Raw genomic sequence first — 25,186 nt, forward strand, 5'->3', positions numbered from 1 at the left:
AAGTCATCCATGCTTCCAACAGTGTGGTTACCTTTTTATTGTGCATTTTTGAACGGAAAATGTCAAGACTGATAAAGATATAATTCCAGATCATGAACATAAAATGACCCACCCGTTAGGGGCGGATCATTTTAAAAGGAAGGTATAGAAAATTAGTTATGGGCTTCTTGGTTGTCTAAAGCAGCTTTTATAAAGCCTCTGAACAACGGATGTGGTCTGTTCGGTCTTGATTTCAGCTCTGGGTGAGCCTGTGTGGCGATGAAGAAGGGATGATCTGACAGTTCGCACATTTCTACGATACGCCCGTCCGGTGAAATGCCGGAAAGCTTCATGCCATGTTCGGTCAGGGCTGCACGGAAATCATTATTTACCTCGTAACGGTGCCTGTGACGTTCATGGATCATTTCCTCACCATACAGATTATAGGCAAGAGAATCTTTATTAAGAACACAGGGATAAGATCCAAGCCTCAGTGTGCCACCGATATCTTCCACACCATTCTGATCCGGCATCAGTGCAATGACGGGATGTGTGGTAGAAGGATCAAGCTCAATACTGTGGGCATCATTATATCCAACTACATTTCTTGCAAATTCAACAATAGCAAGCTGCATACCAAGACACAGGCCAAGATAAGGTACATGGTGCTCTCTTGCATACTGAATCGCATAAAGTTTACCGTCAATGCCTCTCGGACCGAAGCCGCCGGGAACAAGAATACCATTCACGTCACCGAGTAACTCTCCGACATTTTCCCTTGTAACAGTTTCGGAATCGATCCATTTGATGTTTACTGTTGTACGGTTGGAAATACCGCCATGCTTCAACGCTTCGACAACACTGATATAAGCATCATGAAGCTGAACATATTTTCCAACAATTGCAATATTCACCTCGTGGAGAGGTGTCCGCAGAGCCTCCACCATCGACTTCCAGTCTGTAAGATCCGGTTCTGGACAGTCCAGATTCAGGCATTCTAAGGCAACCTGTGCCAGGTGTTCATTTTCCATGGCAAGAGGTGCTTCATACAGATATTCCACATCCAGATTCTGAAGGACACGGTTATTGGGGACATTACAGAAAAGAGCAATTTTATCTTTAATATGCTGATCCAGTGGATATTCGCTGCGGCATACAATAATATCCGGTTGAATACCCATTCCCTGCAGCTCCTTAACACTTGCCTGCGTAGGCTTTGTCTTCATTTCCTGAGAGGCCTTCAGGTAAGGGATCAGAGTAACATGGATCAAAATGGCATTCTCTTTTCCAACCTCATGCTGGAACTGTCTGATGGATTCCAGAAAAGGCTGGCTTTCAATATCACCCACCGTACCACCTACTTCGATAATGGCAATTCGGATATCTTCATCTGTAAAGTTACGATAGAAACGACTTTTGATCTCATTTGTGATATGAGGAATCACCTGAACGGTACCACCGCCGTAATCACCACGACGCTCCTTTTGCAGAACAGACCAGTAAACCTTGCCGGTGGTAACGTTGGAATTTTTATCCAGATTTTCATCGATGAATCGCTCATAATGTCCAAGATCCAGATCGGTTTCTGTACCATCCTCCGTGACAAAAACTTCACCATGCTGGATCGGGTTCATCGTGCCGGGATCAATATTGATATAAGGATCAAATTTCTGCATGGTGACCTTATAACCTCTGGCTTTTAACAATCTTCCCAAAGAAGCAGCAGTGATGCCCTTACCAAGACCGGAAACAACACCGCCGGTTACGAATACATATTTTACTCCCATAATAACTCCTTAGTTTAGTATAAATACAACAGTTCCCTTTGCAGAAAAACCGTCAACAGCAGTTTTTCTGCATTTTTGAAAATAAAAAAGGGTGCTATCTGGCCTGAACCAATAGCACCTTTGCTTTGATAGAAAAATCATAGCACCCGCAGTTTTCACTGTCAATACGGTTTATTTATAAAAAATTGATATTTGTTCATCCCTTTTTTATGGAATAATCATATAACATGTGCTAAAATGTAACAGGTGCAATGGAAAAACAAGCGCTGCGAAGCAGCATTTGTTTTTATTATAAATATGGATGGATGGAAATTATGAGAGTGGGATTTGACAACGAAAAATACCTGAAGATGCAGTCAGCACATATTATGGAAAGGATCGAAAAATTTGGCGACAAGCTGTATTTGGAATTTGGTGGTAAGCTGTTTGACGATTTTCATGCATCCAGAGTACTTCCGGGATTTGAACCGGACAGTAAGCTCAGAATGCTCATGAAGCTTTCGGACAGGGCAGAGATCGTTATTGTTATCAATGCGGCTGATATCGAAAAGAATAAGATACGTGGAGATCTGGGCATTACTTATGATGAAGATGTACAGAGACTGATGCAGGAATTTGAAAGCAGGGGGCTTTATGTGGGAAGTGTTGTCCTGACACATTATGCAGGGCAGATCCGTGCGGCAGAATTTAAGGAGAGACTGGAAAAGAAGAATGTAAAGGTATATCTTCATTATACAATAGAAGGATATCCTTCCAATATCCCGCTGATCGTCAGTGATGACGGGTTTGGAAGGAATGAATATATAGAAACCACAAGACCGCTTGTTGTGGTAACGGCACCAGGACCGGGAAGTGGAAAAATGGCAACCTGTCTATCACAGCTTTACCATGACAACAAGAGAGGTATCAAGGCCGGATATGCGAAGTATGAGACCTTCCCGATCTGGAACCTGCCATTGAAGCATCCTGTCAATCTGGCATATGAGGCGGCAACCGCAGATCTGAATGATGTTAATATGATAGATCCCTTCCACCTGGAGGCGTACGGAGAAACAACAGTTAATTATAATCGTGATATCGAGATATTTCCGGTACTGAATGCAATCTTTGAAGGCATTTACGGAGAAAATCCTTATAAGTCCCCCACTGACATGGGTGTCAACATGGCGGGTAACTGCATTATAGACGATGAAGCCTGTAAGGAAGCTTCTTATATGGAGATCATCCGGCGCTATTATAAGGCTGCAGGAGATGTGGCAAGAGGCAAGGGAAGCGAGAATGAGGTATACAAGATCGAGCTTCTCATGAAACAGGCAAGGATTACCACTGAGGACCGGAAGGTGACGGTGGCAGCCAATGAAAGAGCAGAAAAGCTTGGCGTACCTGCAGCAGCGATTGAATTTGCGGATGGAAAGATCATCACATCCAAGACGACGTCTCTGCTTGGAGCAAGCGCAGCATTGCTGCTGAATGCACTGAAGTATCTTGGCGGCGTAGATCATGATACCCATCTGATCTCACCGGCAGCGATCGAGCCGATCCAGGAACTGAAGACCCGGTATCTGGGCGGTACGAATCCCAGGCTTCACACGGATGAGGTACTGATCGCACTGGCAATTTCAGCGACTACGGATCCGAATGCAAGAAAAGCACTGGAACAGATTCCTGCGCTGACAGGATGCCAGGTGCATACTTCTGTTATGCTTTCTGATGTGGATATGAGGACATTTAAAAAGCTGGGAGTAGATCTGACCAGCGAGCCGATATTAAAAGGAAAGAGTAAGTAATTTATGAGTGAGCAGAACTTAAACCAATATGAACCGGGAAACGGAAATAATTCCGGTCAGGGAGATCCGGGAAATAAAGGAAATGAAGGCAGAAACGGCTCCGGTGGCAGTGGAAAAGATCCCAAACGCCAGAGCATTGTCCTGTTTCTGATCGCAGCATTAGTGACACTGCTTCTGATGAGCAGTTTTATGAAGATGATGTCCGGAGAAACACAGAAGGAGATCAGCTACAATGAGTTTATCCAGATGCTGGAGGATAATAAGGTAGAGTCTGTTACCATCAGCACGGACAGAGTTAATATTAAACCAAAGGAAGAAGAAAAAGCAAACAAGCTGCTGTATCTGTATGGCAGTCCATCGGCTGTTACTTATTATACCGGTAAGATCGAAGATGATGACACGCTGACCCAGCGATTGCTGAAATATGATGTACCTGTCAAGGGAGAAGTGGCAGACAGCTCAAGTGTGATCATCAGTTTCCTTTTAACTTATGTCGTACCGATTCTTCTGATGTGGGTACTGCTCAGCTTCCTGTTCCGTAAGATGTCCAAGGGCGGCGGTCCCATGGGAGTTGGAAAGAGTACAGCGAAGGTATATGTACAGAAGGAAACAGGAATTACCTTTAAGGATGTTGCCGGAGAGGATGAAGCGAAAGAATCTCTGCAGGAAGTTGTGGATTTCCTTCACAACCCCGGAAAATATGCGAAGATTGGAGCAAAGCTGCCCAAGGGAGCACTGCTTGTAGGACCTCCCGGAACCGGTAAGACACTGCTTGCCAAGGCAGTGGCCGGGGAGGCAAAGGTACCGTTCTTCTCTCTGTCCGGTTCAGATTTTATTGAGTTATATGTAGGTGTAGGTGCTTCCAGAGTAAGAGATCTGTTTAAGGAAGCAACCAAGAATGCCCCCTGCATTATTTTCATCGATGAGATAGATGCCATCGGAAGAAGCCGTGACAGCAAATATGGCGGTGGCAACGAAGAAAGGGAACAGACACTGAACCAGCTCCTTTCTGAAATGGATGGCTTTGACACCTCCAAGGGAATCCTGGTGCTTGGTGCTACCAACAGACCAGAGATCCTGGATAAGGCACTACTGCGTCCCGGACGTTTTGACAGGCGTATTATTGTAGATAAGCCGGATCTGAAGGGAAGGGTAGCGATCCTGAAGGTGCATGCCAAGGATGTTCACCTGGATGACAGCGTGGATCTGGATGCGATCGCACTTGCAACAAGCGGTGCTGTTGGTGCGGATCTTGCCAATATGATCAACGAGGCAGCGATCAATGCCGTACAGCATGGAAGAGAATATGTGAACCAGAAGGATCTGTTTGAGGCTGTGGAGCAGGTGCTTGTAGGTAAGGAAAAGAAGGATCGGATCATGAGTCAGGAGGAAAGAAGGATCGTTTCCTACCATGAGGTTGGTCATGCACTGATCAGTGCTTTGCAGAAAAATTCCGAGCCGGTGCAGAAAATCACGATCGTTCCCAGAACCATGGGGGCTCTTGGCTATGTCATGCATGTGCCTGAAGAAGAGAAATATCTGCAGACAAAGGCAGAGCTTCATGACAGACTTGTCAGCCTGCTTGGTGGACGTGCTGCTGAGGAACTGATCTTTGGCGATGTGACTACGGGCGCAGCCAATGATATTGAGCAGGCAACCAATATTGCATCCAATATGGTGACCCGGTTTGGTATGAGCAAACGGTTTGGTCTGATGGGTCTTGCCACGGTAGAAAATGAATATCTTGGAGGCGGTGCAAGACTGACCTGCAGTGACAGAACAGCAGCTGATGTAGATACAGAAGTAATGGAAATCCTGAAGGAATGCTATGAGGAAGCCAAACAGATGCTTTCCGGTAACAGGGAGCTGATGGATAAGCTGGCAGCCCACCTGATCGAGAAAGAAACGATCAGCGGCAAGGAATTTATGAAGATCTACCGTGCTGAAAAGGGAATCCCGGAACCGGAGGAGAAGAAAGAGGAAGCGGATGATACAGAAGAATCTGGCAGAGCAGCAAAGCTGGAAGAGGAAACAGAGGCTGAGCTGAAGGCAGAGGAACGTACCCCGGAGGATTTCCTTAGACAGGAGCCTGCTGGAGATGAAGGTGAAAACGGATCGAGAGGAATCTTCTCAGGTGCCAGAAAATAAAGAAAAGAAGTGACTGCAGTTCATGCAGTCACTTTTGTAATAGGAGAAGTTATGTTTGATATTCAGGAAGAATTAAAGAAGCTTCCCAGGTGTCCTGGTGTCTATATCATGCATGATGAAGCGGATACTATTATTTATGTGGGGAAGGCGGTCAATCTCCATAATCGTGTCCGCTCTTATTTTCGCAAAAATATTGGAAGAGGACCACAGATCGACAAAATGGTAACGCTTATCAACCGGTTTGAATATATTGTGACGGATTCTGAGCTGGAAGCGCTGGTGCTGGAAAATAACCTGATCAAGGAACACAGGCCCAAATATAATACCATGCTGAAGGATGATAAGACTTATCCTTATATCAAGGTGACGATGGGAGAAGAATTTCCAAGAGTCCTGTTTTCACGTGAGATGAAAAAGGATCATGCTAAATATTTTGGACCATATACCAGTGCCGCAGCGGTAAAGGATACCATAGAGCTGCTTAACAGACTGTATCAGCTCAGAACCTGTAACCGGAGTCTGCCAAGAGACTGTGGACAAGGAAGAGCCTGCCTGAATTATCATATCAAGCAGTGTATGGCACCCTGTCAGGGAAACATTACAAAGGAAGCCTATGGAGAAAATGTAAAGAAAGCCCTGGATTTTCTGAATGGACATTATCAGGAGATTCTCGGAGAATTAAAGCAGAAGATGCAGACGGCATCTGATCAGCTTGAATTTGAAGAGGCGATCCGTTACCGGGATCTGTATAACAGTGTGAAGCAGGTAGCGCAGAAACAGAAGATTACAGACAGTGATGGAGAGGATAAGGATATCATAGCCCTTGCAAATGATGCGAACGATGCGGTAGTGCAGGTTTTCTTTGTCAGGGATGGAAAACTCATGGGACGGGAGCATTTTTATATGACACATGTGTCACAGACTCCAAGAGAACAGATTCTTTTGGATTTTGTGAAGCAGTTCTATGCAGGAACGCCTTTTATTCCCAAAGAGCTGATGCTGCAGGAGAAAATCGAAGATCAGGAGGTACTGGAACAGTGGCTGACCGGGAGAAGGGGAGCGAGAGTTTATATCCGGGTACCGAAGATCGGAACCAGAGAAAAGTTGGTAGAACTGGCCGCCAGGAATGCAAGTCTGGTGCTGAACCAGGATAAGGAACGGATCCGGCGGGAAGAGGGAAGGACGATCGGAGCGGCGAAGGAGATTGCAGCATTGCTTCATCTGGAGAAGGCAGACAGGATGGAAGCCTATGATATTTCCAATATCAGTGGTTTTGCCAATGTAGGCTCCATGGTGGTATATGAAAAAGGAAAGCCAAAACGCAGTGACTATCGTAAATTCAAGATAAAGAGTGTGTCAGGACCGGACGACTACGCCTGCATGCGTGAGGTGCTGACAAGACGCTTTACCCATGGCATAGAAGAAAGAGAAGAACTGGAGGGAACCGCAGAAAAAAAGGAAGTGGGCGGCTTTACAAAATTTCCGGACGTGATCATGATGGATGGTGGACGTGGGCAGGTAAATATCGCGCTGGCTGTCCTTCAGGAGCTGAAGCTGTCTATTCCGGTCTGCGGCATGGTAAAGGATGATAACCACAGGACGAGAGGACTTTATTTTAATAATGAAGAGATTCCGATTGACAGGAACAGCGAAGGGTTCAGGCTGGTCACAAGAATCCAGGATGAAGCCCACAGGTTTGCCATCGAATACCACAGATCTCTTCGCGGCAAGGCACAGGTGAAGTCGGTATTGGATGAGATCCCGGGAGTTGGACCGGCGAGAAGAAAGGCACTGATGCGCGGCTTCAAGTCTATCGAGGAGATCCGGGAAGCGGATGTTGAAACACTTTTACAGGTGGAAGGAATGAACCGGCCTGCCGCCCAGGGAATCTATGATTTTTTTCACCAGAAAAAATGAAAATTTTACGGGAGAAACATGGAAAGAGAAGAGAGCAGATTGTTGAGATTCCCCAGTTGATGTGGTAAACTATTTAAGATAACGGTCTTCCGTCTGTAAAGGCGAGAGGGGAAAGGCATGGAGGGAACGTATGGCAAGCGTAAAACTGGAAAGCATCATTGAAAAGATGAAGCTGGAAAATCTGACACCTGATATTGATATTTCGAAGATCAAGATTACCCAGCCTGATATTAACAGGCCGGCGCTGCAGTTAGCCGGTTATTTCGAACATTTTGAAGCAACAAGACTTCAGATCATCGGTTTTGTGGAATATTCCTATATAGAAGGACTTCCGGTGGCAAGAAAAAAGGAGATCTATGAGAGACTTCTTTCCTGTGAGATCCCGGCGATCGTGTTCTGCAGGGAACTGAAGCCGGATGAGCTGTTTACAGAGATCGCAGAGGCACACAAGGTACCGCTTCTGATGACCAAGAAAGCAACATCTGCATTTATGGCAGAGATCATCAGATGGCTGAATGTAAAGCTGGCTCCCTGTATTTCAGTACATGGGGTTCTGGTGGACGTTTTCGGTGAGGGTGTCCTGATCACAGGCGAAAGCGGTATTGGTAAGTCAGAAGCAGCCCTGGAGCTGATCAAGAGAGGACATCGTCTGGTTACAGATGATGCTGTTGAGATCCGCAAGGTCAGTGATGAGACGCTTGTTGGATCTGCACCGGATATCACCAAACATTTTATCGAATTGCGTGGTATCGGAATCATTGATGTGAAGACACTGTTCGGTGTCTCCAGTGTTAAGGATACTCAGAATATTGATCTGGTCATTCGTCTGGAGGACTGGGACAAGGACAAGGAATATGACAGGCTCGGACTGGAAGAGGAATATACAGAATATCTTGGAAACAAGGTAGTATGCCACAACATTCCAATTCGTCCAGGACGTAACCTCGCCGTGATCTGTGAGTCTGCAGCGATCAATCATCGTCAGAAGAAGATGGGATACAATGCGGCACAGGAGCTTTACCGCAGAGTACAGGAATCTCTGGCAAGAGGCAGAAGTGATGAGGATGAGGACGAATAGAAGCAACCTGTAAAGAATAGAATAAAGAGGGAGAATAAAAATGAAATACGTTTTTGGTGTAGATATCGGAGGAACTACTGTAAAGATCGGACTGTTTGATGTAGAAGGAAATGTACTGGACAAGTGGGAGATCCCTACAAGAACCGAGAATGACGGTGAGAAGATCCTGCCTGACGTAGCAGACAGTATCAGGGAAAAAATGAAACAGATGGATAAAGATGCGATCGCCGGTGTTGGTGTTGGCGCACCTGGTCCCATTGACGCAGGTGGTGTGGTACATCGTGCCGTAAACCTTGGCTGGAAAACCTTTAATGTAAAGGAAACACTGGAAGCACTGATCAATCTTCCTGTCAGAGCAGGCAATGATGCCAATGTGGCAGCCCTTGGAGAAATGTGGATGGGCGGTGGAAAAGGCTATAAGGATCTGGTTGTTGTTACACTGGGAACCGGTGTAGGCGGCGGCATCATTGTAGATGGAAGGATGATCAGCGGAAGTACCGGAGCAGCAGGAGAGATCGGACATATTCATGTAGATGATACAGAGACAGATGTATGTAACTGTGGAAACAAGGGGTGCCTTGAGCAGTTTGCTTCTGCAACCGGTATTACCAGACTTGCAAACAAGAAGCTTGCCTCTACAGACATGGATAGTGTTCTGAGAGGCGGAGAGGTTTCAGCAAAGACAGTATTTGATGCTGTAAAGGCAAGAGATCCGCTGGCTATGGAGGTAGCAGAACAGTTTGGAAAATATCTGGGAGACGCCCTTGCAGCAGTGGCAGGAGTTGTAAATCCGGAAGCCTTTGTTATTGGAGGAGGTGTGTCCAAGGCAGGAGAGATTCTGATCGATTATATCAGACCTCATTATGAAAAGAGTGTATTCCATGGATGCCGTGAAGCGAAATTTGCACTGGCAACACTGGGAAATGATGCAGGAATCTACGGAGCAGCTAAGCTGGTGCTGGATGCAGTAGCAGACAGATAATAAATATTAAGAAGCAGGTGCGGACATTGAGGGGATTTGGCGAAGCAGTTTATGAATATATCAGAGCGAATGTACCTGAAGAGGATATTCTGACAGAAGAACCGATGAGCAGGCATACAACATTCCGGATCGGCGGTGAAGCAGCATGCTTTATCCGGATCAGCAGTGAGGAACAGCTGCGGAAGCTGATCCCTTATTTTGAAAATGTCGGTATTGAATATTTTGTCCTGGGAAAGGGCAGCAATCTGCTGGTAGGGGATAAAGGCTATCCGGGAGTGATCCTTCAGATATCAGATGCCTGCCAGCAGATAGAAGCAGAAGGAAACAGGCTGCAGGTACAGGCAGGCGCTGCACTTTCAAAGGTGGCGCTTTTTGCCATGGAAAGAGGACTTGAAGGACTGGAATTTGCTGCAGGGATTCCCGGAACGGTAGGCGGCGGTGTGGTGATGAATGCTGGCGCCTATGGTGGTGAGATGAAACAGGTGGTGGAGAGTGTCAGAGTACTTTCTTCAGAGGGAGAGATCCTTACGCTCGACAATGACACCATGGAATTTGGATACAGAACCAGTATTATCAGAAACCGAAATTTTATAGTGCTGAGTGTGACTTTCCGGCTGCGGGAAGGAAACAGAGAGGAAATCCGTGCAAGAATAGAGGATTTTCAGAAGCGCCGTATGGAGAAGCAGCCTTTAAATTATCCTTCTGCGGGCAGTACGTTTAAAAGACCGGAAGGATATTTTGCCGGAAAGCTGATCATGGATGCAGGACTTCGGGGATTTCAGATCGGTGATGCAAGAGTATCCGATAAACACTGCGGATTCGTGGTAAATGTTGGCAAGGCAACAGCAAGGGATGTAACAGATGTGATTGAGGAAGTACAGGAAAAGGTCAGAGAACGTTTCGGAGTTTCCCTGGAAAGAGAAGTCATTTATCTTGGAAAATTTTAGCTGCTGTGTCTGAAAGAAGGATAATGACTGCAAAGATTAATTTATAAAAGCAGGGCTGTATAAGTACAGCAGGAGGAAATGGAATGCGCTTTGTTGTAGTGACAGGAATGAGCGGCGGCGGAAAAAGTACAGCACTCCATATGCTTGAGGATGTTGGATTTTATTGTGTGGACAATCTGCCGGTTCCACTGATCGAGCAGTTTGTAGAACTGATCGCCATGCCGGGAAGTGAAGTGGAAAAGGTAGCTCTCGGGCTTGATGTACGTGTGGATCAGCCTTTTGAAGATGCACAGAAGGCATTGGAGAAGCTGAAAAAGAATGGCTATAATTTCGAGATCCTGTTTATGGAAGCCGGAGACAGTGTCCTGCTGAAGCGGTATAAGGAAACAAGGAGAATGCACCCGCTTTCTCCTGGAGGCAGGGTTGAAGACGGTATCCACAAGGAGAGAAAGATCCTGCAGGATATCAAAGGGAAAGCCGATTATGTGATCGATACCTCAAATCTTCTGACACGGGAGCTGAAAGAGGAAATCGACAGGATCTTTGTGAAGAATGAAGAATATAACAGTCTGATGGTAACAATACTGTCATTTGGCTTTAAGCATGGGATACCGGCAGATGCGGATCTGGTATTTGATGTAAGATTTCTGCCAAATCCCTATTATATAGAAGAATTAAAGTATAAAACGGGAAATGATAAAGAAGTACAGGATTATGTCATGGATTTTCCAGAGGCAGGGATATTTATTGACAAGCTGACTGATATGCTGGAATTCCTGATCCCTAACTATGTGAAGGAGGGAAAATATCAGCTTGTGATCGGAATTGGCTGTACAGGGGGAAAGCACAGAAGTGTCACCCTTGCGAATAAGCTGTATGAGCGGTTGAAGAATAAGGGAAATTACGGACTGAAGATCGCACACCGTGATGTGCGGGCACAGGGGATTTGACCAAAGGCAGGAAATTTATGTCGTTTTCAGCAGAAGTAAAGGAAGAACTGGAAAAAATCATGCCGCAGGCAAGACACTGCAGACTGGCGGAGCTTTCTGCAATTGTAGAGTTTGGCTGTCATATAGAAGAAACAAATGGAGAAATACGGATTACGATCCATTCGGAAAACGATGCAGTTGCCAGAAAGTACTTTACATTATGGAAAAAAACATTTAATATAAGTACTGATGTTGCAAAAGCACTACAGGCTTTAAAATTCACGGGAGATAATGCGGGAGCAGGAAAGGGGGCAGATCCTGTCCTGATCAAAAGCAGCTGCTGCAAGAGAGCATATCTCCGGGGTGCTTTTTTATGTATAGGTTCTATGAGTAATCCGGAGAAGGGGTATCATCTGGAGTTTGTCTGTGAGACTGATCGTCAGGCTCTGCAGATACAGGAAGCTATACATAGCTTTAACATAGAGGCGAAGGTAGTCAGACGCAAGAAATATGATGTTGTGTATTTGAAGGAAGGTGCCGGGATCGTAGATCTTCTTAATGTAATGGGAGCGCATGTATCTTTGATGAATCTGGAGAATCTGAGGATTGAGAAGGAAATGCGCAATTCCATAAACAGACAGGTGAACTGCGAAACAGCCAATATCACGAAGACGGTGAATGCGGCCAGCAGGCAGCTGGAGGATATTCAGCTGATTCAGACACATATTGGGCTTTCGGGTCTGCCAGATCATTTAAGGGAGATTGCCCTTGTAAGACTGACACATCCGGAAAGTTCTCTTCAGGAGCTGGGTGGTTACTTAAATCCGCCGGTTGGAAAATCCGGTGTGAATCATAGATTAAGGAAGCTGAGTGAAATAGCCAGTCAAATTCAGGTTAAAGCTTAAAGGAGGAGAAATATTATGATTGAAAAGTCCATTGAAATCAAGATGGCAGAAGATTTTGATGCGCGCCCTATTGCCATGCTGGTACAGATTGCAAGCAGACATGACAGTGATATTTATCTTGCGACAGAAGGAAAAAAGGTGAATGCCAAAAGCATCATGGGAATGATGAGCATGCCTCTGAATCAGGGAGAGAGCGTAACTGTAATTGCAGAGGGAACTGATGAGCAGGCTGCTGTGGATGCCATTGGTAGTTATCTGAACGGCAAAACGGAATAGATGAAACTGAAATACGGACGCCACACTTGTCAGAGTGTGGCGTCTTTTGTAACATGGAAAATATAAAAGGATAGGAAAAGAAAAGCTGCCAGAGGCGGCTGGAGGATTTTATGAAGAAGAAAATGCTTTTTATTTACAATCCGAGAGCGGGAAAATCCCAGATCAGAAGTAATCTTCTTGATATGATAGATATTTTTGTGAAGGCCGGATATGAAGTGACTGCCTATCCGACACAGGCACAGGGGGATGGGATCAGGGCAGTTACAGAAAGACAGATCGGTTACTATGATATGATTGCCTGCAGCGGTGGTGATGGCACACTTGATGAAGTGGTGACCGGTATGATGAGGTGTGAAAAAAGACTGCCGATCGGCTACGTTCCGGCAGGAACGACTAATGACTTTGCCGGAAGTCTGGGAATCCCAAGGAGCATGGAAAAGGCAGCAAGAGTGATTGTGGATGGCAGAAGCTTCCGCTGCGATGTTGGTGGATTTAATGAGAATATTTTTGTCTATATTGCGGCATTCGGCCTTTTTACAGATGTTTCCTATGAGACAAGGCAGGACATGAAGAATGTGCTGGGACATATGGCTTATGTGCTGGAAGGCATGAGAAAGCTGTCGAAAGTGAGATCCTATACCATGAAGGTGACCTGTGGGGACAGAGCGATAGAGGGAGATTTTATCTTTGGAATGATCACAAATTCCCTTTCTGTAGGCGGTTTCAAGAAGATCACCGGTGACAATGTAAAGCTGGATGACGGTGTATTTGAAGTAACTCTGATCAAAAGACCCGGGAACCCGGTGGAGCTGAATACGATCATGGCAGCGATGGTGAACCGGAATATTGATACCGATCTGATGGAATGCTTTACAGCATCGGAGCTGCAGATTGAATCGACAGAAGAGATCGCATGGACACTGGATGGAGAATTCGGAGGACGGCACAGCAGAGTTGAAATCCGAAATTATAAACAGGCACTGGAGATCAGGGTGCCGGAGGAAGAATAAATAGCCCTATAAAAGGGAGGATGCCAGGTAAGCTGTCTTACCTGGCATTTATTATGAAAAAGTTATTATAAAATCAAGTAGATGTTGTTTTCTTTGTTTCATCTTATGCTCTTAGTATAAAGGGCAGAAATGTCTAAAGAATGTTGAGGCGTTGAAGTTTTTTTAAATGAAATGTTAATAAAATATGAACACCTCACATTTTTTCCGGTTCCGGATAATCTACACCAAAGGTTTCTACTGTGACAGCAGCGATCTTCTGATCCTCCAGGGGTCTGTCAGAATAGTCGGTAGGGGTCTCAGCGATCTTGTTCACAACGTCCATACCCTCAATGATCTTGCCAAAAGCTGCATAGGAGCCGTCCAGATGGGGTGCATTCTTGTGCATGATAAAGAACTGGGATCCGGCGGAATCAGGCATCATGCTTCTTGCCATGGAAAGAACGCCTTCTGTATGCTTTAAATCATTCTGGAAGCCGTTTGCAGCAAATTCACCTTTGATGCTGTAGCCAGGACCGCCCATACCGGTGCCCTGGGGATCACCACCCTGGATCATGAAGCCTCTGATCACACGGTGGAAGATCAGACCATCATAAAAGTTTTTCTGGATCAGGCTGATGAAGTTGTTTACGGAAACGGGGGCGATATCAGGATAAAGCTCTGCTTTCATGACATCTCCGTTTTCCATGGTAAAGGTTACAACAGGATTTTGTGCCATAATAATATTTCATTCCCTTCTTTTCAATTTTTGTAAACTATACTATAATAGTAAAATGGTATGGGATTTCATAGAAGGAAACCCACGTATTTATTCTACAGAATCCAAAAGGACTTTTCAATGCTTAAATATGTTGTGTTTGCAGTAACAGAGATGGGGAGACAGGTTCTTGACAGAAGCAGGGCAGAACTGGAACAGGTCTTTACCGGAGAAAAGACAGAATTTCTGATCGTTTCTGCAGCACAGACGGAAGAAGGCATTTTAAGGCTCCGGATGGAAGAAAGCCTGATCCTGACAGATGATCCTGCATATCTGAAGGCATTGCAGGCAGCAGGATTTTATACAGCAGGTCTCCATCATAAAGAAAATCAGGGCACCTTTTTTGAAGGAGCAGCTTATGTTATAGAGGAGATCGGTGAAATCACTTTTTCTGTGTATGATGAGATCTACAGGCGGCTTGCCGGGTTGCCGCTGATGATCACGAGGACGAAGCGACTTCTGATCCGGGAGAGCACGGTAGAGGATGTTCCAGAGTTTTACCGGATCTACAGGGATCCATCCATTACGAAATACATGGAGGATTTGTTTGAGGATCCCGAAGAAGAGATAGCTTACATGAAGGAATATATCCGTCAGATCTATGGATTTTACGGATATGGGATGTGGACAGTACAGCTTCTTTCCGGAGAAGTGATCGGCAGAGCAGGGCTCAGTGTGAGAGAAGGCTATGAACTTCCGGAACTGGGATTTGTGATCGGCTGTGACTATCAGGGACAGGGTTATGCAGAAGAAGCGTGCAGAGCGGTGCTTGCCTATGGAAAGAAGGAGCTTTCTTTTGAGCATGTACAGGCACTGGTAGAGGAAGAGAATCTTCCGTCCAGAAATCTGCTTATAAAGCTTGGGTTCCATTTCGATAAAAAAGTGAATGAGAAGGGAACTGAATACCTTCTTATGATAGATTGACAACATTTTGAAAGGAGTTTTTGCATAAAAATGAGTAAAGGGAAATATTATATTACAACGGCGATTGCCTATACATCAGGAAAACCGCACATCGGAAACAGCTATGAGATTGTTCTGGCAGACAGCATTGCCCGTTTCAAGAGAAAAGATGGCTATGATGTTTTTTTTCAGACAGGAACGGATGAGCATGGACAGAAGATCGAGCTGAAGGCACAGGAGGCCGGTATTACACCGAAGGAATATGTAGACAATGTGGCTGGCACGATCCGGAAGATCTGGGATCTGATGGACACCTCCTATGATCACTTTATCCGTACAACAGATGATTATCATGAAAAACAGGTACAGAAGATCTTTAAGAAGCTGTACAATCAGGGAGATATTTACAAGAGCTCCTATGAGGGACTGTACTGTACACCCTGTGAATCCTTCTGGACAGAATCCCAGCTTGTGGACGGCAAATGTCCTGACTGCGGAAGAGAGGTAAAGCCGGCAAAGGAAGAGGCATATTTTTTCAGGATGAGCAAATATGCTGACAGATTGATCGAGCATATTAACAGCCATCCGGAATTTATACAGCCGGTATCCAGAAAGAATGAAATGATGAACAACTTCCTACTTCCTGGTCTGCAGGATCTGTGTGTTTCCAGAACCTCCTTCAAGTGGGGGATCCCGGTAGACTTTGATGATAAGCATGTCGTTTATGTATGGCTGGATGCCCTGACCAACTATATCACCGGTATTGGCTATGACTGTGACGGAGAAAGCAGTGAGCAGTATAAGAAATACTGGCCGGCTGACCTGCACCTGATCGGAAAGGATATTATACGTTTCCATACGATTTACTGGCCGATCTTCCTGATGGCGCTGGGTGAGCCCCTGCCAAAGCAGGTATTTGGCCATCCATGGCTTCTGATGAACAATGACAAGATGAGCAAGTCAAAAGGAAATGTGATCTATGCAGATGAACTGGTAGATTTCTTTGGAGTGGATGCTGTCAGATATTTTGTCCTGCATGAGATGCCTTTCGAAAATGATGGAAATATCACCTGGGAGCTGGTAGCGGAGCGTTTTAATACAGATCTAGCCAATACCCTTGGTAATCTGGTGAACCGTACCGTATCCATGAGCAACAAGTATTTTGACGGTGTTGTTACCAATACCGGCATGACAGAGCCTGTGGATGAGGAACTGAAGAATCTGGCTGTGACAGCCTATGACAGAGTAGCAGATAAGATGAAGGATTTGAGAGTGGCTGATGCCCTGACAGAGATTTTCACCTTATTTAAGAGATGCAACAAATATATCGATGAGACAGAACCGTGGGTACTGGCAAAGGATGAAGCGAAGAAGGATCGTCTTGCGACCGTTCTTTATAATCTGACAGAAAGCATTCTGATCGGTGCTTCCCTGCTTGAACCCTATATGCCTACAACGGCAAAGAAGATCGCAGTGCAGTTTAACACAGAGATCAGAAGCTTTGAAGATCTGGCCGAGTTTGGAAGATATCCCTCTGGCAGCAAAGTAACAGAAACACCGGAGATCCTTTTCGCAAGACTGGATCAGAAGGCAGTTTCAGCAAAGATCGAAGAGATGGAAGCTGTAAGAACAGCTGCAGCAGAGAAGACGGAAAAGGAAGAGAAAGCAGAGGAAGGCATTGATATTGAGCCGAAGGCTGAGATTTCCTATGATGATTTTGCAAAGCTGCAGTTCCAGGTGGGCGAGATCATTGAATGTAAGGAAGTACCAAAGTCCAAGAAGCTCCTCTGTTCACAGGTGAAGATCGGAAGTCAGGTAAAGCAGATCGTTTCCGGAATCAAGCAGCATTATTCCGCAGAGGAAATGGTAGGCAGGAAGGTGATGGTTCTTGTGAACCTGAAGCCGGCAACCCTGGCAGGCGTTGTTTCTGAAGGTATGCTGCTCTGTGCAGAAGATGCAGATGGTAATCTGGCACTGATGACACCGGAGAAAAAGATGCCGGCAGGAGCAGAGATCTGCTAGAGGAAAAAGAGGACTCTCCGGCAAAAAACAGGAAGAGGGTTATATATGGTCAAAAAAGAAGAATTTGTATTTGACTCCAGGGACGGACAGAGTAAGATCCACGCGGTCAGATGGATTCCGGAAGGAAAAGTGATCGGGATTCTTCAGATTGTCCACGGAATGGCCGAATATATTGAAAGATACGAGGAAATGGCACACTTTTTCGCAGAAAAGGGAATCCTGGTTACAGGAGAGGATCATCTTGGACATGGAAAGAGTGTGGACGAAAAGGAAACCTATGGTTATTTCTGTGAACAGGATCCGGCGACGGTAGTTGTGCGGGATGTACACAGACTGAAAAAGATGACACAGGAGGACTATCCGGGAATCCCTTATATTCTGCTTGGACACAGTATGGGTTCCTTTATTACAAGGAATTACCTGTTCCGTTATGGCACAGGAATTCAGGGAGCAATCATCTGCGGTACCGGCTCACAGCCCGGCGTGGTGGTGAAATTCAGCAGGGCACTTGCTGCATTCCAGGGACTGTTTCTTGGAGAGAAGCATACAGCAAAACTGATAGATAAGCTGGCTTTTGGAAATTATAATAAACAGGTAGAAAAGCAGAGGACTTCATTTGACTGGCTGTGCCGGGATGAAGCAGTGGTTGATGCCTATATAGCTGATGAGCTGTGCGGATTCATTTTTACCGTAAACGGGTTCCGGACATTGTTTACCCTGCTGGATCGTCTGAACAAAGAAGAAAATCTGAAAAAAATGCCGGAAACCCTGCCGGTGCTGTTCATTGCCGGAGAGAAGGATCCAGTAGGAAATTATGGAGAAGGAGTCAAAAAAGCTTTCCGGGATTTCCAGAAGGCCGGACTGACTACTTTAAGCATGAAGCTGTATCCGGAGGATCGTCATGAGCTTTTGAATGAACTGGATAAGAAAAAAGTTTATGAGGATATTTATTCATGGATATTGGAACGGATCAAGGAGTATCAGTTATAAGAGGTGTATGTTTTTATGAAAAAATTGAAATTTTGGCTTTTGGGAATTTTCTGTATGGCAGTTCTGACTGTTACGGCAGGGCTGTGTATTCCTGCAACTGTCAGGGCTGCAGAGGCAGGACAGGGTACAGAAAATATCGATACAGAAGAGCTGCTTGGAGATGTGAAGGATAAGCTCTCCGAGGCAGTATCAGAAATGGATCCGAAGACAGTAAAAGAGATTTTCAGGTTTGCTTCCGAAAAGATTTCTGATGGAAGTCTGGACAGTGAAGAAGGGTTAAAGGCGGCTATTCAGGAAAGTGAAGAAAAATTCGGGATCATCATTAAGGAGGCCGATGCCAGAAAAGTGGTAGAAGCTATGCAAAAGCTGGAGAATATGGGCTTTTCTGCTGATTATGTACTGGATAAGGCAGAAACACTTTATGACAAATATGGAGCAGACTTTGTAGATCATACAAATGAAATTATCAGGGGTGCTGTGGAAAATGCAGTAAAGAATGCCGCAGAAAGCTTTTTCAGCAATTTATGGCAGTCCACGAAAAATTTTTTCGGTGGACTGCTTGGTGGCTTTCAGATAGCGGACAGGCAGTGAAAGGACAGTAAATGAGCGCAGGATTGCCGTGTGTGATTCGGTTTGTATCATCGGATGAATGGGAAGAAGCAATGGGACTTGCCTGGAAAACCTTCCTGGAATATGAGGGCGATGTTTATCCGCCAGAGGGAGTGCGCAGCTTTGAGGATTTTATCACCGACTCTGATCTGAAAAGAATGTTTGCGCTTGGAACCTATCAGATGATTGGAGCATTCTTCTCAGGAAAGCTGATAGGGATGATATCCCTGCGCAATAAAACGCATATTTCATTGTTGTTCGTGGACGGTGATTATCACCGGAGAGGGATTGGGAGAGCATTGATCTCGTTTCTTTCTGAGTATGTCAGGAAGGAAGAGGGACTTAACAGGCTGACGGTAAATGCGTCGCCTTATGGAGTTGGATTCTACCACAGACTGGGATTCCGGGATCTTGGTCCGGAGAAACAGCAGGATGGGATTATTTTTACTCCCATGCTTTTAGAATTTGACAGAGGATAAGGAGAAACAAATGGGAAGAATTTTTGGACTGGAAAGCCCTTTTATGAATTTTTTGAACAGAGTAGCAGATCTGATCTGGCTGAATATACTGACGATGATCTGCTGTATTCCGGTCGTAACGATCGGAGCATCTCTGACGGCAATGAATTATGTACTTTTGAAAATGGCAAAAAACGAAGAAGGATACATAACAAAGGCATTCTTTAAATCATTTAAACAGAATTTTAGACAGGCGACACTGATCCTGCTTATACAGCTTGTGATTTATGGAATCCTTGCGGGTGATCTCTTTGTTTTCCGTTATGCATCTATGGATTTCCCGGAATGGCTGCAGATTGCTGTGATAGCGGTGGGAATCCTTGTGACATTTGCGACTATATATCTGTACCCATTACTGGCAAGGTACGATAATGCAATTAAGGCAACCTATAAAAATTCTTTTCTTATGGGAGTGCTGAGTCTGCCAAGAACACTTCTCATGGTGCTGTGCTGGCTTATTCCTGTGATCGTGTTTTTCTTTGCTAATCCGATTCTGCCGCTTGTGTTCCTGCTTGGAATTTCAGGTCCCGGATATCTGAATGCACTTTTATACAGGAAGAGCTTTGAACGCTTTGAGGAAAAGGACGACGATACAGAAGAAGGATCCGGGGAAGCCGGGGATGAAGCTTTAGAGGAAGTTTCAGGAGAAATGACAGACCAGCATATGGAGTAGAGATGGAATCAAAAAAAAGGCAAATCTTACAGTGGTCGATTTTGGGAGGAATACTCGTCATTGTAGTGACGGTCATGCTCTGTGTCTCTTTTTCCAGGATCAAGAGAGAGGGCATTCAGAATTATGAAGATGTGATGACGAGTTCTGCATCCAAATATGCACAAAAAGTGAATATGGAATTGTCAGAGCTGCAGACAGCAGCTGATGTGGCAGCAGATGTCCTTTCCACGAGCAGCCATTATGGACAGAATCTGATCAAAGAGACGCTTATGGCGGTGCAGGAAAATACAAGCGCAGAAAAAGCAGTGTATTATAATGGTGGAAATACAGGATATGTATGGGACGGAACAGACTTTGCAACAGCAGATCTAAAAAAGGAGCCATATTTTGAACAGCTTGCCGGACTGTCAGAAACCAAGGTTTTCTGTATGAGAAATTCTGAGGATCTGAAAACGACAGAGCTGGTCATCATGGCTCCGTCAGGGGAGACTGGCAAGGGGAGCGTGCTCCTGTATTTACCGGTACGGAAGCTGGATAAGCTTTTCAAGATCAGTGTTGACTTTGGTTCAGATGCATTTGCTCTGATCATTGACAAGAATGGCTATATTGTTACTAGTGGAACCTATGAAAGTGACTTCCTGACAGAACTTAATTTCTGGAACAATTTTGCAGATAAAAATAAGGAGTCTGTTTCAAAGGCGAGAGTCAGACTGATCAATGCCATGACAGGATGTATAGAAGCTTCCTCCAAGGGGACAGGAGAAAAGAGGACAGTTGTATATGCACCTGTCCTGAACAGCGGATTCGATGTCATCATAGGTGTTGACCAAAGCTATGTTGACAAGAAGGAATCCAATTTCTGGAAGAGCAGCGGTGTAATGCTGACACAGCTTCTGCTTGTGCTGATCGGCTTCTTTGCCACCTTCCTTACCATCAGCTATACGACCAAGAAGAATGTGGCGGAGCATGACAGACTGCTCCGTGAGGAGGCGGATACCGACCTTCTGACAGGACTGACAAACAAGCTGGCAACAGAGAGAAAGATCAAAGAGTATATGAAAGAAAATCCAAATTCCCTCGGTATGATGTTTGTACTTGACATTGATAATTTCAAGAAGATCAATGATACGATGGGACATGCCTTTGGCGATGAGGTGCTGAAGACCCTTGGCAGAACGATCAGCTCCCTGTTCCGTGTAACAGATATTATTGGACGTACGGGTGGTGATGAGTTTACCATATTCCTGAAATTCCTGAAATCCGATGAAAATACACTGAAGGAGGCCAGAAAGCTGGTGCAGTTCTTCAAGGATTTCACCGCAGGTGAATATGTAAAATATTCAGCAACAGCAAGTATTGGTGCTGCAGTATTCCCGGAAAACGGAAGTGATTTTGATTCCCTGTACAAAGCGGCAGATAAAGCACTTTACAAGGCAAAACAGAGAGGCAAGAACCAGCTGGCATTTTATGATGACAGAGACAGAAAATAGGAATTGTACAATTTGTATATAAAAATATGCACATGATGTACAAACTGTCGAAAGCAAATGGAATCAGAAAGGTTTCTAAGCATTTCTCACAATGGAATCAGAAATCTTTGTGGAATAGTGGTATAGCTAATTTGGACTACGTCCGTTATACTAATCTTAACGTTGAAGTTGAACCTATTTTTCAAGGAGGCTAATGAAATGGCAAGTTTATCATTAAAAAATATCTGCAAAGTATATCCTAACGGATTTGAAGCAGTAAAAGATTTCAATCTTGAAATCGCTGATCAGGAGTTTATTATTTTCGTAGGACCTTCAGGATGTGGTAAGTCTACAACCCTTCGTATGATCGCTGGTCTGGAGGATATTTCTTCTGGTGAATTAAAGATCGGTGACAGAGTTGTTAACGATGTAGAGCCTAAGGATAGAGATATCGCAATGGTATTCCAGAACTACGCTCTGTATCCTCATATGTCAGTATATGACAATATGGCATTCGGACTTAAGCTGAGAAAGGTTCCGAAGGATGAAATCGATAAGATGGTTAAGGAAGCAGCTAAGGTTCTTGATCTGACAGCACTTCTTGACCGTAAGCCCAAGGCTCTTTCTGGTGGACAGAGACAGCGTGTTGCAATGGGACGTGCTATTGTTCGTAATCCTAAGGTATTCCTTATGGATGAGCCTCTTTCAAACCTGGATGCAAAGCTTCGTGTACAGATGCGTATTGAGATCGCTAAGCTGCATCAGAGACTTGGTACCACCATCATCTATGTAACACATGACCAGACAGAGGCTATGACTCTTGGTGATAGAATCGTTGTTATGAAGGACGGTGTTGTTCAGCAGGTAGATACACCTCAGAATCTGTATGAGAAACCCGTAAACCTGTTTGTTGCAGGATTCATGGGATCACCTCAGATGAACTTCCTGGATGCTGTTGTAGATGTTAAGGGTGATACAGCATACTTAAAGGTAGCTGGAAGTGAGATTCCTCTTCCTCCTGCTAAGTCCAAGAAGCTGATCGAGGGAGGATATGCCGGAAAGACAGTTACATTTGGTATCCGTCCTGAAGATGTATATGATTCAGAGATGTTCATTGAAACTGCTAAGTGCGTATTTGAATCTACTATCAAGGTTTATGAATTGCTTGGTGCAGAAGTTTACTTATACTTTGATTTGGCTGAGTTCCCTATCACTGCAAGAGTTGATTCCAGAACAACAGCAAGACCTGGCGATACTGTTAAGTTCGCATTCGATGTTGAGAAGATTCACGTATTCGACAAAGAAACAGAGCAGGTTATCACAAACTAGGAATAATCTATATGAGGGATGCACATTGCATCCCTCTTTTTACTTAAGGCAAAAATAAGTGAACGCCCGGGAGGGGATGCTTGTTTTTTGCTGATCGCCCAGATATGAAAAGAGAGGAATGAAAGCGGATGATATCTTCACAGGTAATAGCAACAAGTATTGAAGAGCTGCGTGCCATAACGAGAGTAGAACTTTGTGTCTATGATCCGGATGGAACTACGGTAGCGTCTACTTTCGATAACAAGGATATAGAAGCAGGACTGATCAGAAGCTTCGTGGAATCTCCGGCAGATAGTCAGGTGATTGGTTTTGATCATCTTCTAAAGATCATGGATGAGGGAGAACTGGCTTTTGTTCTTGTGGCAAGAGGAAGCAGTGATGATACTTATGTTGTTGGAAGAATTGCAGCAAGCCAGATCCAACAGCTCATGGCGGCTTATAAGGAACGGTTTGACAGAAATAATTTCTTCCAGAATCTTTTACTTGACAATCTTTTGCTGGTGGATATTTATAACAGGGCAAAGAAGCTTCATATTGAAGTAACAGTACCGAGAGTGGTGCTGATCGTGGAGACGGAGAAGGAAAGAGACAGTACGGCAGCAGAGTTTCTGGGGGGACTGTTTTCTTCCCAGTCAGGTGACTTTATTACCGCCATTGATGAGAGCAGTGTGATCCTGATCAAGTCACTGGAACCGGGAGAAGGCTATGAGACGGTAGAGCAGACCGCAAATATGATCGTGGATATGATGAATGCTGAAGCAATGATGAATGTAAGGGTTGCTTATGGAACGATTGTGCAGGAGCTGAAGGATGTGTCAAAATCCTATAAGGAAGCCAGCCTGGCGCTGGATGTTGGCAAGATATTCTATGTTGAGAAGAAGGTCAATGCTTATAGCAATCTGGGTATAGGAAGATTGATCTATCAGCTGCCGGTAAATTTATGCAGGATCTTTATTGATGAGATTTTTGGAGATGCTGACCCGGCAGAATTTGATGAGGAGATTCTGACAACAGTGAATAAATTTTTTGAAAATAACCTGAACGTTTCAGAAACCTCCAGACAGCTTTTTGTACATCGGAATACACTGGTGTACCGGATTGAAAAGCTTCAGAAGAGTACAGGGCTGGATGTCAGGACATTTGATGATGCCCTCACCTTCAAGATTGCCATGATGGTAGTTAATTATATGAAATATCTGGATCATCTGAATTATTAAAAGAATAGATGATAATGAAGGTAGAAATACCTTACAAGAGATAAAAAGTACTGAACAACCCGTATCTCTGCATATACATATATGTGGAGGGATGCGGGTTGAATTTATATGAAAAGAAAATTGTATATTTACATAGAACAAAAGGAGATGGAACGGTAGAAAACTGTGGCTTTGCTTCCTTTCAGTGTATTCCGGGAGGTTATAAGCTGGCAGTACAGCTCCGGTCGTTGCAAAGAACTGCAGGGGAAATGAAAATTTCGGAAGAAATCAAAGAAGAGGTATCTGTATATCTGGGTATGGCAGAGGAAGATAGGGACAATACTGCGGCAGGAGGAGCAATAGCGGGAAGACAGATAGAAATAGGGAAGCTGTCTGTCAGATGCAGCAGTGGAAACGGGATGTTCCGGTTTCCGGGTAATCAGGACGAGATCAGGATTAATAATAACAGGTATGCGGTCAGCAAAGCAACAGGGATCCGGATAATACGGCATGATGGATGGGAGGCTGCAGGCAGTTTCGGACAGGAGAAAACAGATGGGGATGGATTTTGCAAAGAGGACTTAATACTAATGCCGGATAAATGGGAGCAATTAAAAAAGCAGTATGAAATCCTGCATCCATTTGGTGATGAAAGAGAATTTATTTCGATCAGGCCGGCAGATTTTGTCATAATGACGCAGCAATATCAGAAGCTTGTCCATAACAGCTTCCTTCTCCATGGCTATTTCAACTACAGGCATCTTATACTGGGCAGGGATACAGGATCTTTTGGGAACGGTGATATCTGCTTCTGCCTGGGGGTTCCGGGGGTATTTTATGAAAGAGAGAAAATGGTAGCCATTATGTTTGGGTTTGAGGGCTTTGAAACTGAAGGGAAGGTCGAAGATGGAAAATTTGGATATTATCTGAGAAAAGTAGAAATTTGAAAAAAAAGATGTTATCATGTACATAGGTACC

The 25,186-nt window shown here is 44.7% G+C and carries 21 protein-coding genes and 1 pseudogene; 20 read left to right on the plus strand and 2 right to left on the minus strand.

Going from position 1 to position 25,186, the window contains the following annotated elements; genetic code table 11:
* Positions 1-152 precede the first annotated feature (152 nt).
* Positions 153-1,766, minus strand: coding sequence for a CTP synthase (locus WJQ40_RS03830; protein WP_337537994.1), 1,614 nt, complete (start codon positions 1,764-1,766; stop codon positions 153-155).
* Between the two features lie 314 nt (positions 1,767-2,080).
* Here WJQ40_RS03830 and WJQ40_RS03835 point away from each other — a divergent pair, with 314 nt between their 5' ends.
* The 10 genes from WJQ40_RS03835 (at position 2,081) to WJQ40_RS03880 (ending at position 13,745) form a co-directional block, all read left to right on the plus strand.
* Positions 2,081-3,553, plus strand: coding sequence for a DUF1846 domain-containing protein (locus WJQ40_RS03835; protein WP_262575516.1), 1,473 nt, complete (start codon positions 2,081-2,083; stop codon positions 3,551-3,553).
* Positions 3,554-3,556: 3 nt separating this feature from the next.
* On the plus strand, positions 3,557-5,701 hold the full coding sequence (ftsH, locus tag WJQ40_RS03840; protein WP_337537996.1) for an ATP-dependent zinc metalloprotease FtsH: 2,145 nt from the start codon (positions 3,557-3,559) through the stop codon (positions 5,699-5,701).
* A gap of 51 nt (positions 5,702-5,752) precedes the next feature.
* Positions 5,753-7,618 carry an excinuclease ABC subunit UvrC gene (gene uvrC / locus WJQ40_RS03845; protein ID WP_337537998.1) on the plus strand — a complete coding sequence of 622 codons (1,866 nt, stop codon included), beginning with the start codon at positions 5,753-5,755 and terminating at the stop codon, positions 7,616-7,618.
* Between the two features lie 130 nt (positions 7,619-7,748).
* Complete coding sequence (gene hprK, locus WJQ40_RS03850; protein WP_262575520.1) at positions 7,749-8,696, plus strand: HPr(Ser) kinase/phosphatase; 948 nt, start codon at positions 7,749-7,751, stop codon at positions 8,694-8,696.
* 40 nt (positions 8,697-8,736) lie between these two features.
* The gene (locus WJQ40_RS03855) at positions 8,737-9,678 is read left to right on the plus strand and encodes an ROK family glucokinase (protein ID WP_337403172.1); all 942 of its coding nucleotides are present in this window, start codon (positions 8,737-8,739) and stop codon (positions 9,676-9,678) included.
* Positions 9,679-9,704: 26 nt separating this feature from the next.
* Positions 9,705-10,625: a UDP-N-acetylmuramate dehydrogenase gene (gene murB, locus WJQ40_RS03860; RefSeq protein WP_337538000.1), complete on the plus strand. Its 921-nt coding sequence runs from the start codon at positions 9,705-9,707 to the stop codon at positions 10,623-10,625.
* An 83-nt stretch (positions 10,626-10,708) separates the two neighbouring features.
* On the plus strand, positions 10,709-11,575 hold the full coding sequence (gene rapZ, locus WJQ40_RS03865) for an RNase adapter RapZ (RefSeq protein ID WP_118799021.1): 867 nt from the start codon (positions 10,709-10,711) through the stop codon (positions 11,573-11,575).
* Between the two features lie 17 nt (positions 11,576-11,592).
* Positions 11,593-12,459 (plus strand): DNA-binding protein WhiA, encoded by an 867-nt coding sequence (whiA, locus tag WJQ40_RS03870; RefSeq protein ID WP_337538001.1) that lies wholly within the window; start codon positions 11,593-11,595, stop codon positions 12,457-12,459.
* A 15-nt stretch (positions 12,460-12,474) separates the two neighbouring features.
* The gene (locus WJQ40_RS03875) at positions 12,475-12,735 is read left to right on the plus strand and encodes an HPr family phosphocarrier protein (RefSeq protein ID WP_262575524.1); all 261 of its coding nucleotides are present in this window, start codon (positions 12,475-12,477) and stop codon (positions 12,733-12,735) included.
* 110 nt (positions 12,736-12,845) lie between these two features.
* Positions 12,846-13,745 (plus strand): YegS/Rv2252/BmrU family lipid kinase, encoded by a 900-nt coding sequence (locus WJQ40_RS03880; protein WP_337538002.1) that lies wholly within the window; start codon positions 12,846-12,848, stop codon positions 13,743-13,745.
* 193 nt (positions 13,746-13,938) lie between these two features.
* Here the strand turns inward: WJQ40_RS03880 and WJQ40_RS03885 are convergent, their stop codons facing one another.
* On the minus strand, positions 13,939-14,460 hold the full coding sequence (locus tag WJQ40_RS03885) for a peptidylprolyl isomerase (protein WP_118798963.1): 522 nt from the start codon (positions 14,458-14,460) through the stop codon (positions 13,939-13,941).
* A gap of 120 nt (positions 14,461-14,580) precedes the next feature.
* Here WJQ40_RS03885 and WJQ40_RS03890 point away from each other — a divergent pair, with 120 nt between their 5' ends.
* The 10 genes and pseudogenes from WJQ40_RS03890 to WJQ40_RS03935 all read left to right on the plus strand — a co-directional run bounded on the left by WJQ40_RS03890 (position 14,581) and on the right by WJQ40_RS03935 (position 25,155).
* Positions 14,581-15,423 carry a GNAT family N-acetyltransferase gene (locus tag WJQ40_RS03890; RefSeq protein WP_337538006.1) on the plus strand — a complete coding sequence of 281 codons (843 nt, stop codon included), beginning with the start codon at positions 14,581-14,583 and terminating at the stop codon, positions 15,421-15,423.
* 18 nt (positions 15,424-15,441) lie between these two features.
* Positions 15,442-17,424 (plus strand): annotated as a pseudogene (gene metG / locus WJQ40_RS03895) (methionine--tRNA ligase); the annotation flags it as partial.
* A gap of 45 nt (positions 17,425-17,469) precedes the next feature.
* The gene (locus tag WJQ40_RS03900) at positions 17,470-18,414 is read left to right on the plus strand and encodes an alpha/beta fold hydrolase (protein WP_337403157.1); all 945 of its coding nucleotides are present in this window, start codon (positions 17,470-17,472) and stop codon (positions 18,412-18,414) included.
* Positions 18,415-18,429: 15 nt separating this feature from the next.
* Positions 18,430-19,005: a DUF1002 domain-containing protein gene (locus WJQ40_RS03905; RefSeq protein ID WP_262575530.1), complete on the plus strand. Its 576-nt coding sequence runs from the start codon at positions 18,430-18,432 to the stop codon at positions 19,003-19,005.
* Positions 19,006-19,016: 11 nt separating this feature from the next.
* Positions 19,017-19,502, plus strand: a complete 486-nt coding sequence (locus WJQ40_RS03910; protein WP_262575531.1) for a GNAT family N-acetyltransferase — start codon at positions 19,017-19,019, stop codon at positions 19,500-19,502.
* Positions 19,503-19,512: 10 nt separating this feature from the next.
* Positions 19,513-20,214: a DUF624 domain-containing protein gene (locus WJQ40_RS03915; RefSeq protein WP_337403153.1), complete on the plus strand. Its 702-nt coding sequence runs from the start codon at positions 19,513-19,515 to the stop codon at positions 20,212-20,214.
* Between the two features lie 41 nt (positions 20,215-20,255).
* Entirely contained in the window at positions 20,256-21,704 is a 1,449-nt protein-coding gene (locus tag WJQ40_RS03920) for a diguanylate cyclase (protein WP_337538008.1), read from the plus strand.
* Positions 21,705-21,902: 198 nt separating this feature from the next.
* Positions 21,903-23,012 carry a sn-glycerol-3-phosphate ABC transporter ATP-binding protein UgpC gene (gene ugpC, locus WJQ40_RS03925; protein WP_118798956.1) on the plus strand — a complete coding sequence of 370 codons (1,110 nt, stop codon included), beginning with the start codon at positions 21,903-21,905 and terminating at the stop codon, positions 23,010-23,012.
* Positions 23,013-23,140: 128 nt separating this feature from the next.
* On the plus strand, positions 23,141-24,229 hold the full coding sequence (locus WJQ40_RS03930; RefSeq protein ID WP_118798955.1) for a helix-turn-helix domain-containing protein: 1,089 nt from the start codon (positions 23,141-23,143) through the stop codon (positions 24,227-24,229).
* Positions 24,230-24,327: 98 nt separating this feature from the next.
* On the plus strand, positions 24,328-25,155 hold the full coding sequence (locus WJQ40_RS03935) for a hypothetical protein (protein ID WP_337538009.1): 828 nt from the start codon (positions 24,328-24,330) through the stop codon (positions 25,153-25,155).
* Positions 25,156-25,186: the final 31 nt, after the last annotated feature.

This window comes from Suilimivivens sp., assembly GCF_037359455.1.
Taxonomy (GTDB): Bacteria; Bacillota; Clostridia; order Lachnospirales; family Lachnospiraceae; genus Suilimivivens; species Suilimivivens aceti.

Coding starts and splice junctions, on each gene's coding strand:
- WJQ40_RS03830 (WP_337537994.1), bottom strand. CDS start 1,766: ATGGGAGTAAAATATGTATTCGTAACCGGCGGTGTTGTTTCCGGTCTT.
- WJQ40_RS03835 (WP_262575516.1), top strand. CDS start 2,081: ATGAGAGTGGGATTTGACAACGAAAAATACCTGAAGATGCAGTCAGCA.
- ftsH (WP_337537996.1), top strand. CDS start 3,557: ATGAGTGAGCAGAACTTAAACCAATATGAACCGGGAAACGGAAATAAT.
- uvrC (WP_337537998.1), top strand. CDS start 5,753: ATGTTTGATATTCAGGAAGAATTAAAGAAGCTTCCCAGGTGTCCTGGT.
- hprK (WP_262575520.1), top strand. CDS start 7,749: ATGGCAAGCGTAAAACTGGAAAGCATCATTGAAAAGATGAAGCTGGAA.
- WJQ40_RS03855 (WP_337403172.1), top strand. CDS start 8,737: ATGAAATACGTTTTTGGTGTAGATATCGGAGGAACTACTGTAAAGATC.
- rapZ (WP_118799021.1), top strand. CDS start 10,709: ATGCGCTTTGTTGTAGTGACAGGAATGAGCGGCGGCGGAAAAAGTACA.
- whiA (WP_337538001.1), top strand. CDS start 11,593: ATGTCGTTTTCAGCAGAAGTAAAGGAAGAACTGGAAAAAATCATGCCG.
- WJQ40_RS03875 (WP_262575524.1), top strand. CDS start 12,475: ATGATTGAAAAGTCCATTGAAATCAAGATGGCAGAAGATTTTGATGCG.
- WJQ40_RS03880 (WP_337538002.1), top strand. CDS start 12,846: ATGAAGAAGAAAATGCTTTTTATTTACAATCCGAGAGCGGGAAAATCC.
- WJQ40_RS03885 (WP_118798963.1), bottom strand. CDS start 14,460: ATGGCACAAAATCCTGTTGTAACCTTTACCATGGAAAACGGAGATGTC.
- WJQ40_RS03890 (WP_337538006.1), top strand. CDS start 14,581: ATGCTTAAATATGTTGTGTTTGCAGTAACAGAGATGGGGAGACAGGTT.
- WJQ40_RS03900 (WP_337403157.1), top strand. CDS start 17,470: ATGGTCAAAAAAGAAGAATTTGTATTTGACTCCAGGGACGGACAGAGT.
- WJQ40_RS03905 (WP_262575530.1), top strand. CDS start 18,430: ATGAAAAAATTGAAATTTTGGCTTTTGGGAATTTTCTGTATGGCAGTT.
- WJQ40_RS03910 (WP_262575531.1), top strand. CDS start 19,017: ATGAGCGCAGGATTGCCGTGTGTGATTCGGTTTGTATCATCGGATGAA.
- WJQ40_RS03915 (WP_337403153.1), top strand. CDS start 19,513: ATGGGAAGAATTTTTGGACTGGAAAGCCCTTTTATGAATTTTTTGAAC.
- ugpC (WP_118798956.1), top strand. CDS start 21,903: ATGGCAAGTTTATCATTAAAAAATATCTGCAAAGTATATCCTAACGGA.
- WJQ40_RS03930 (WP_118798955.1), top strand. CDS start 23,141: ATGATATCTTCACAGGTAATAGCAACAAGTATTGAAGAGCTGCGTGCC.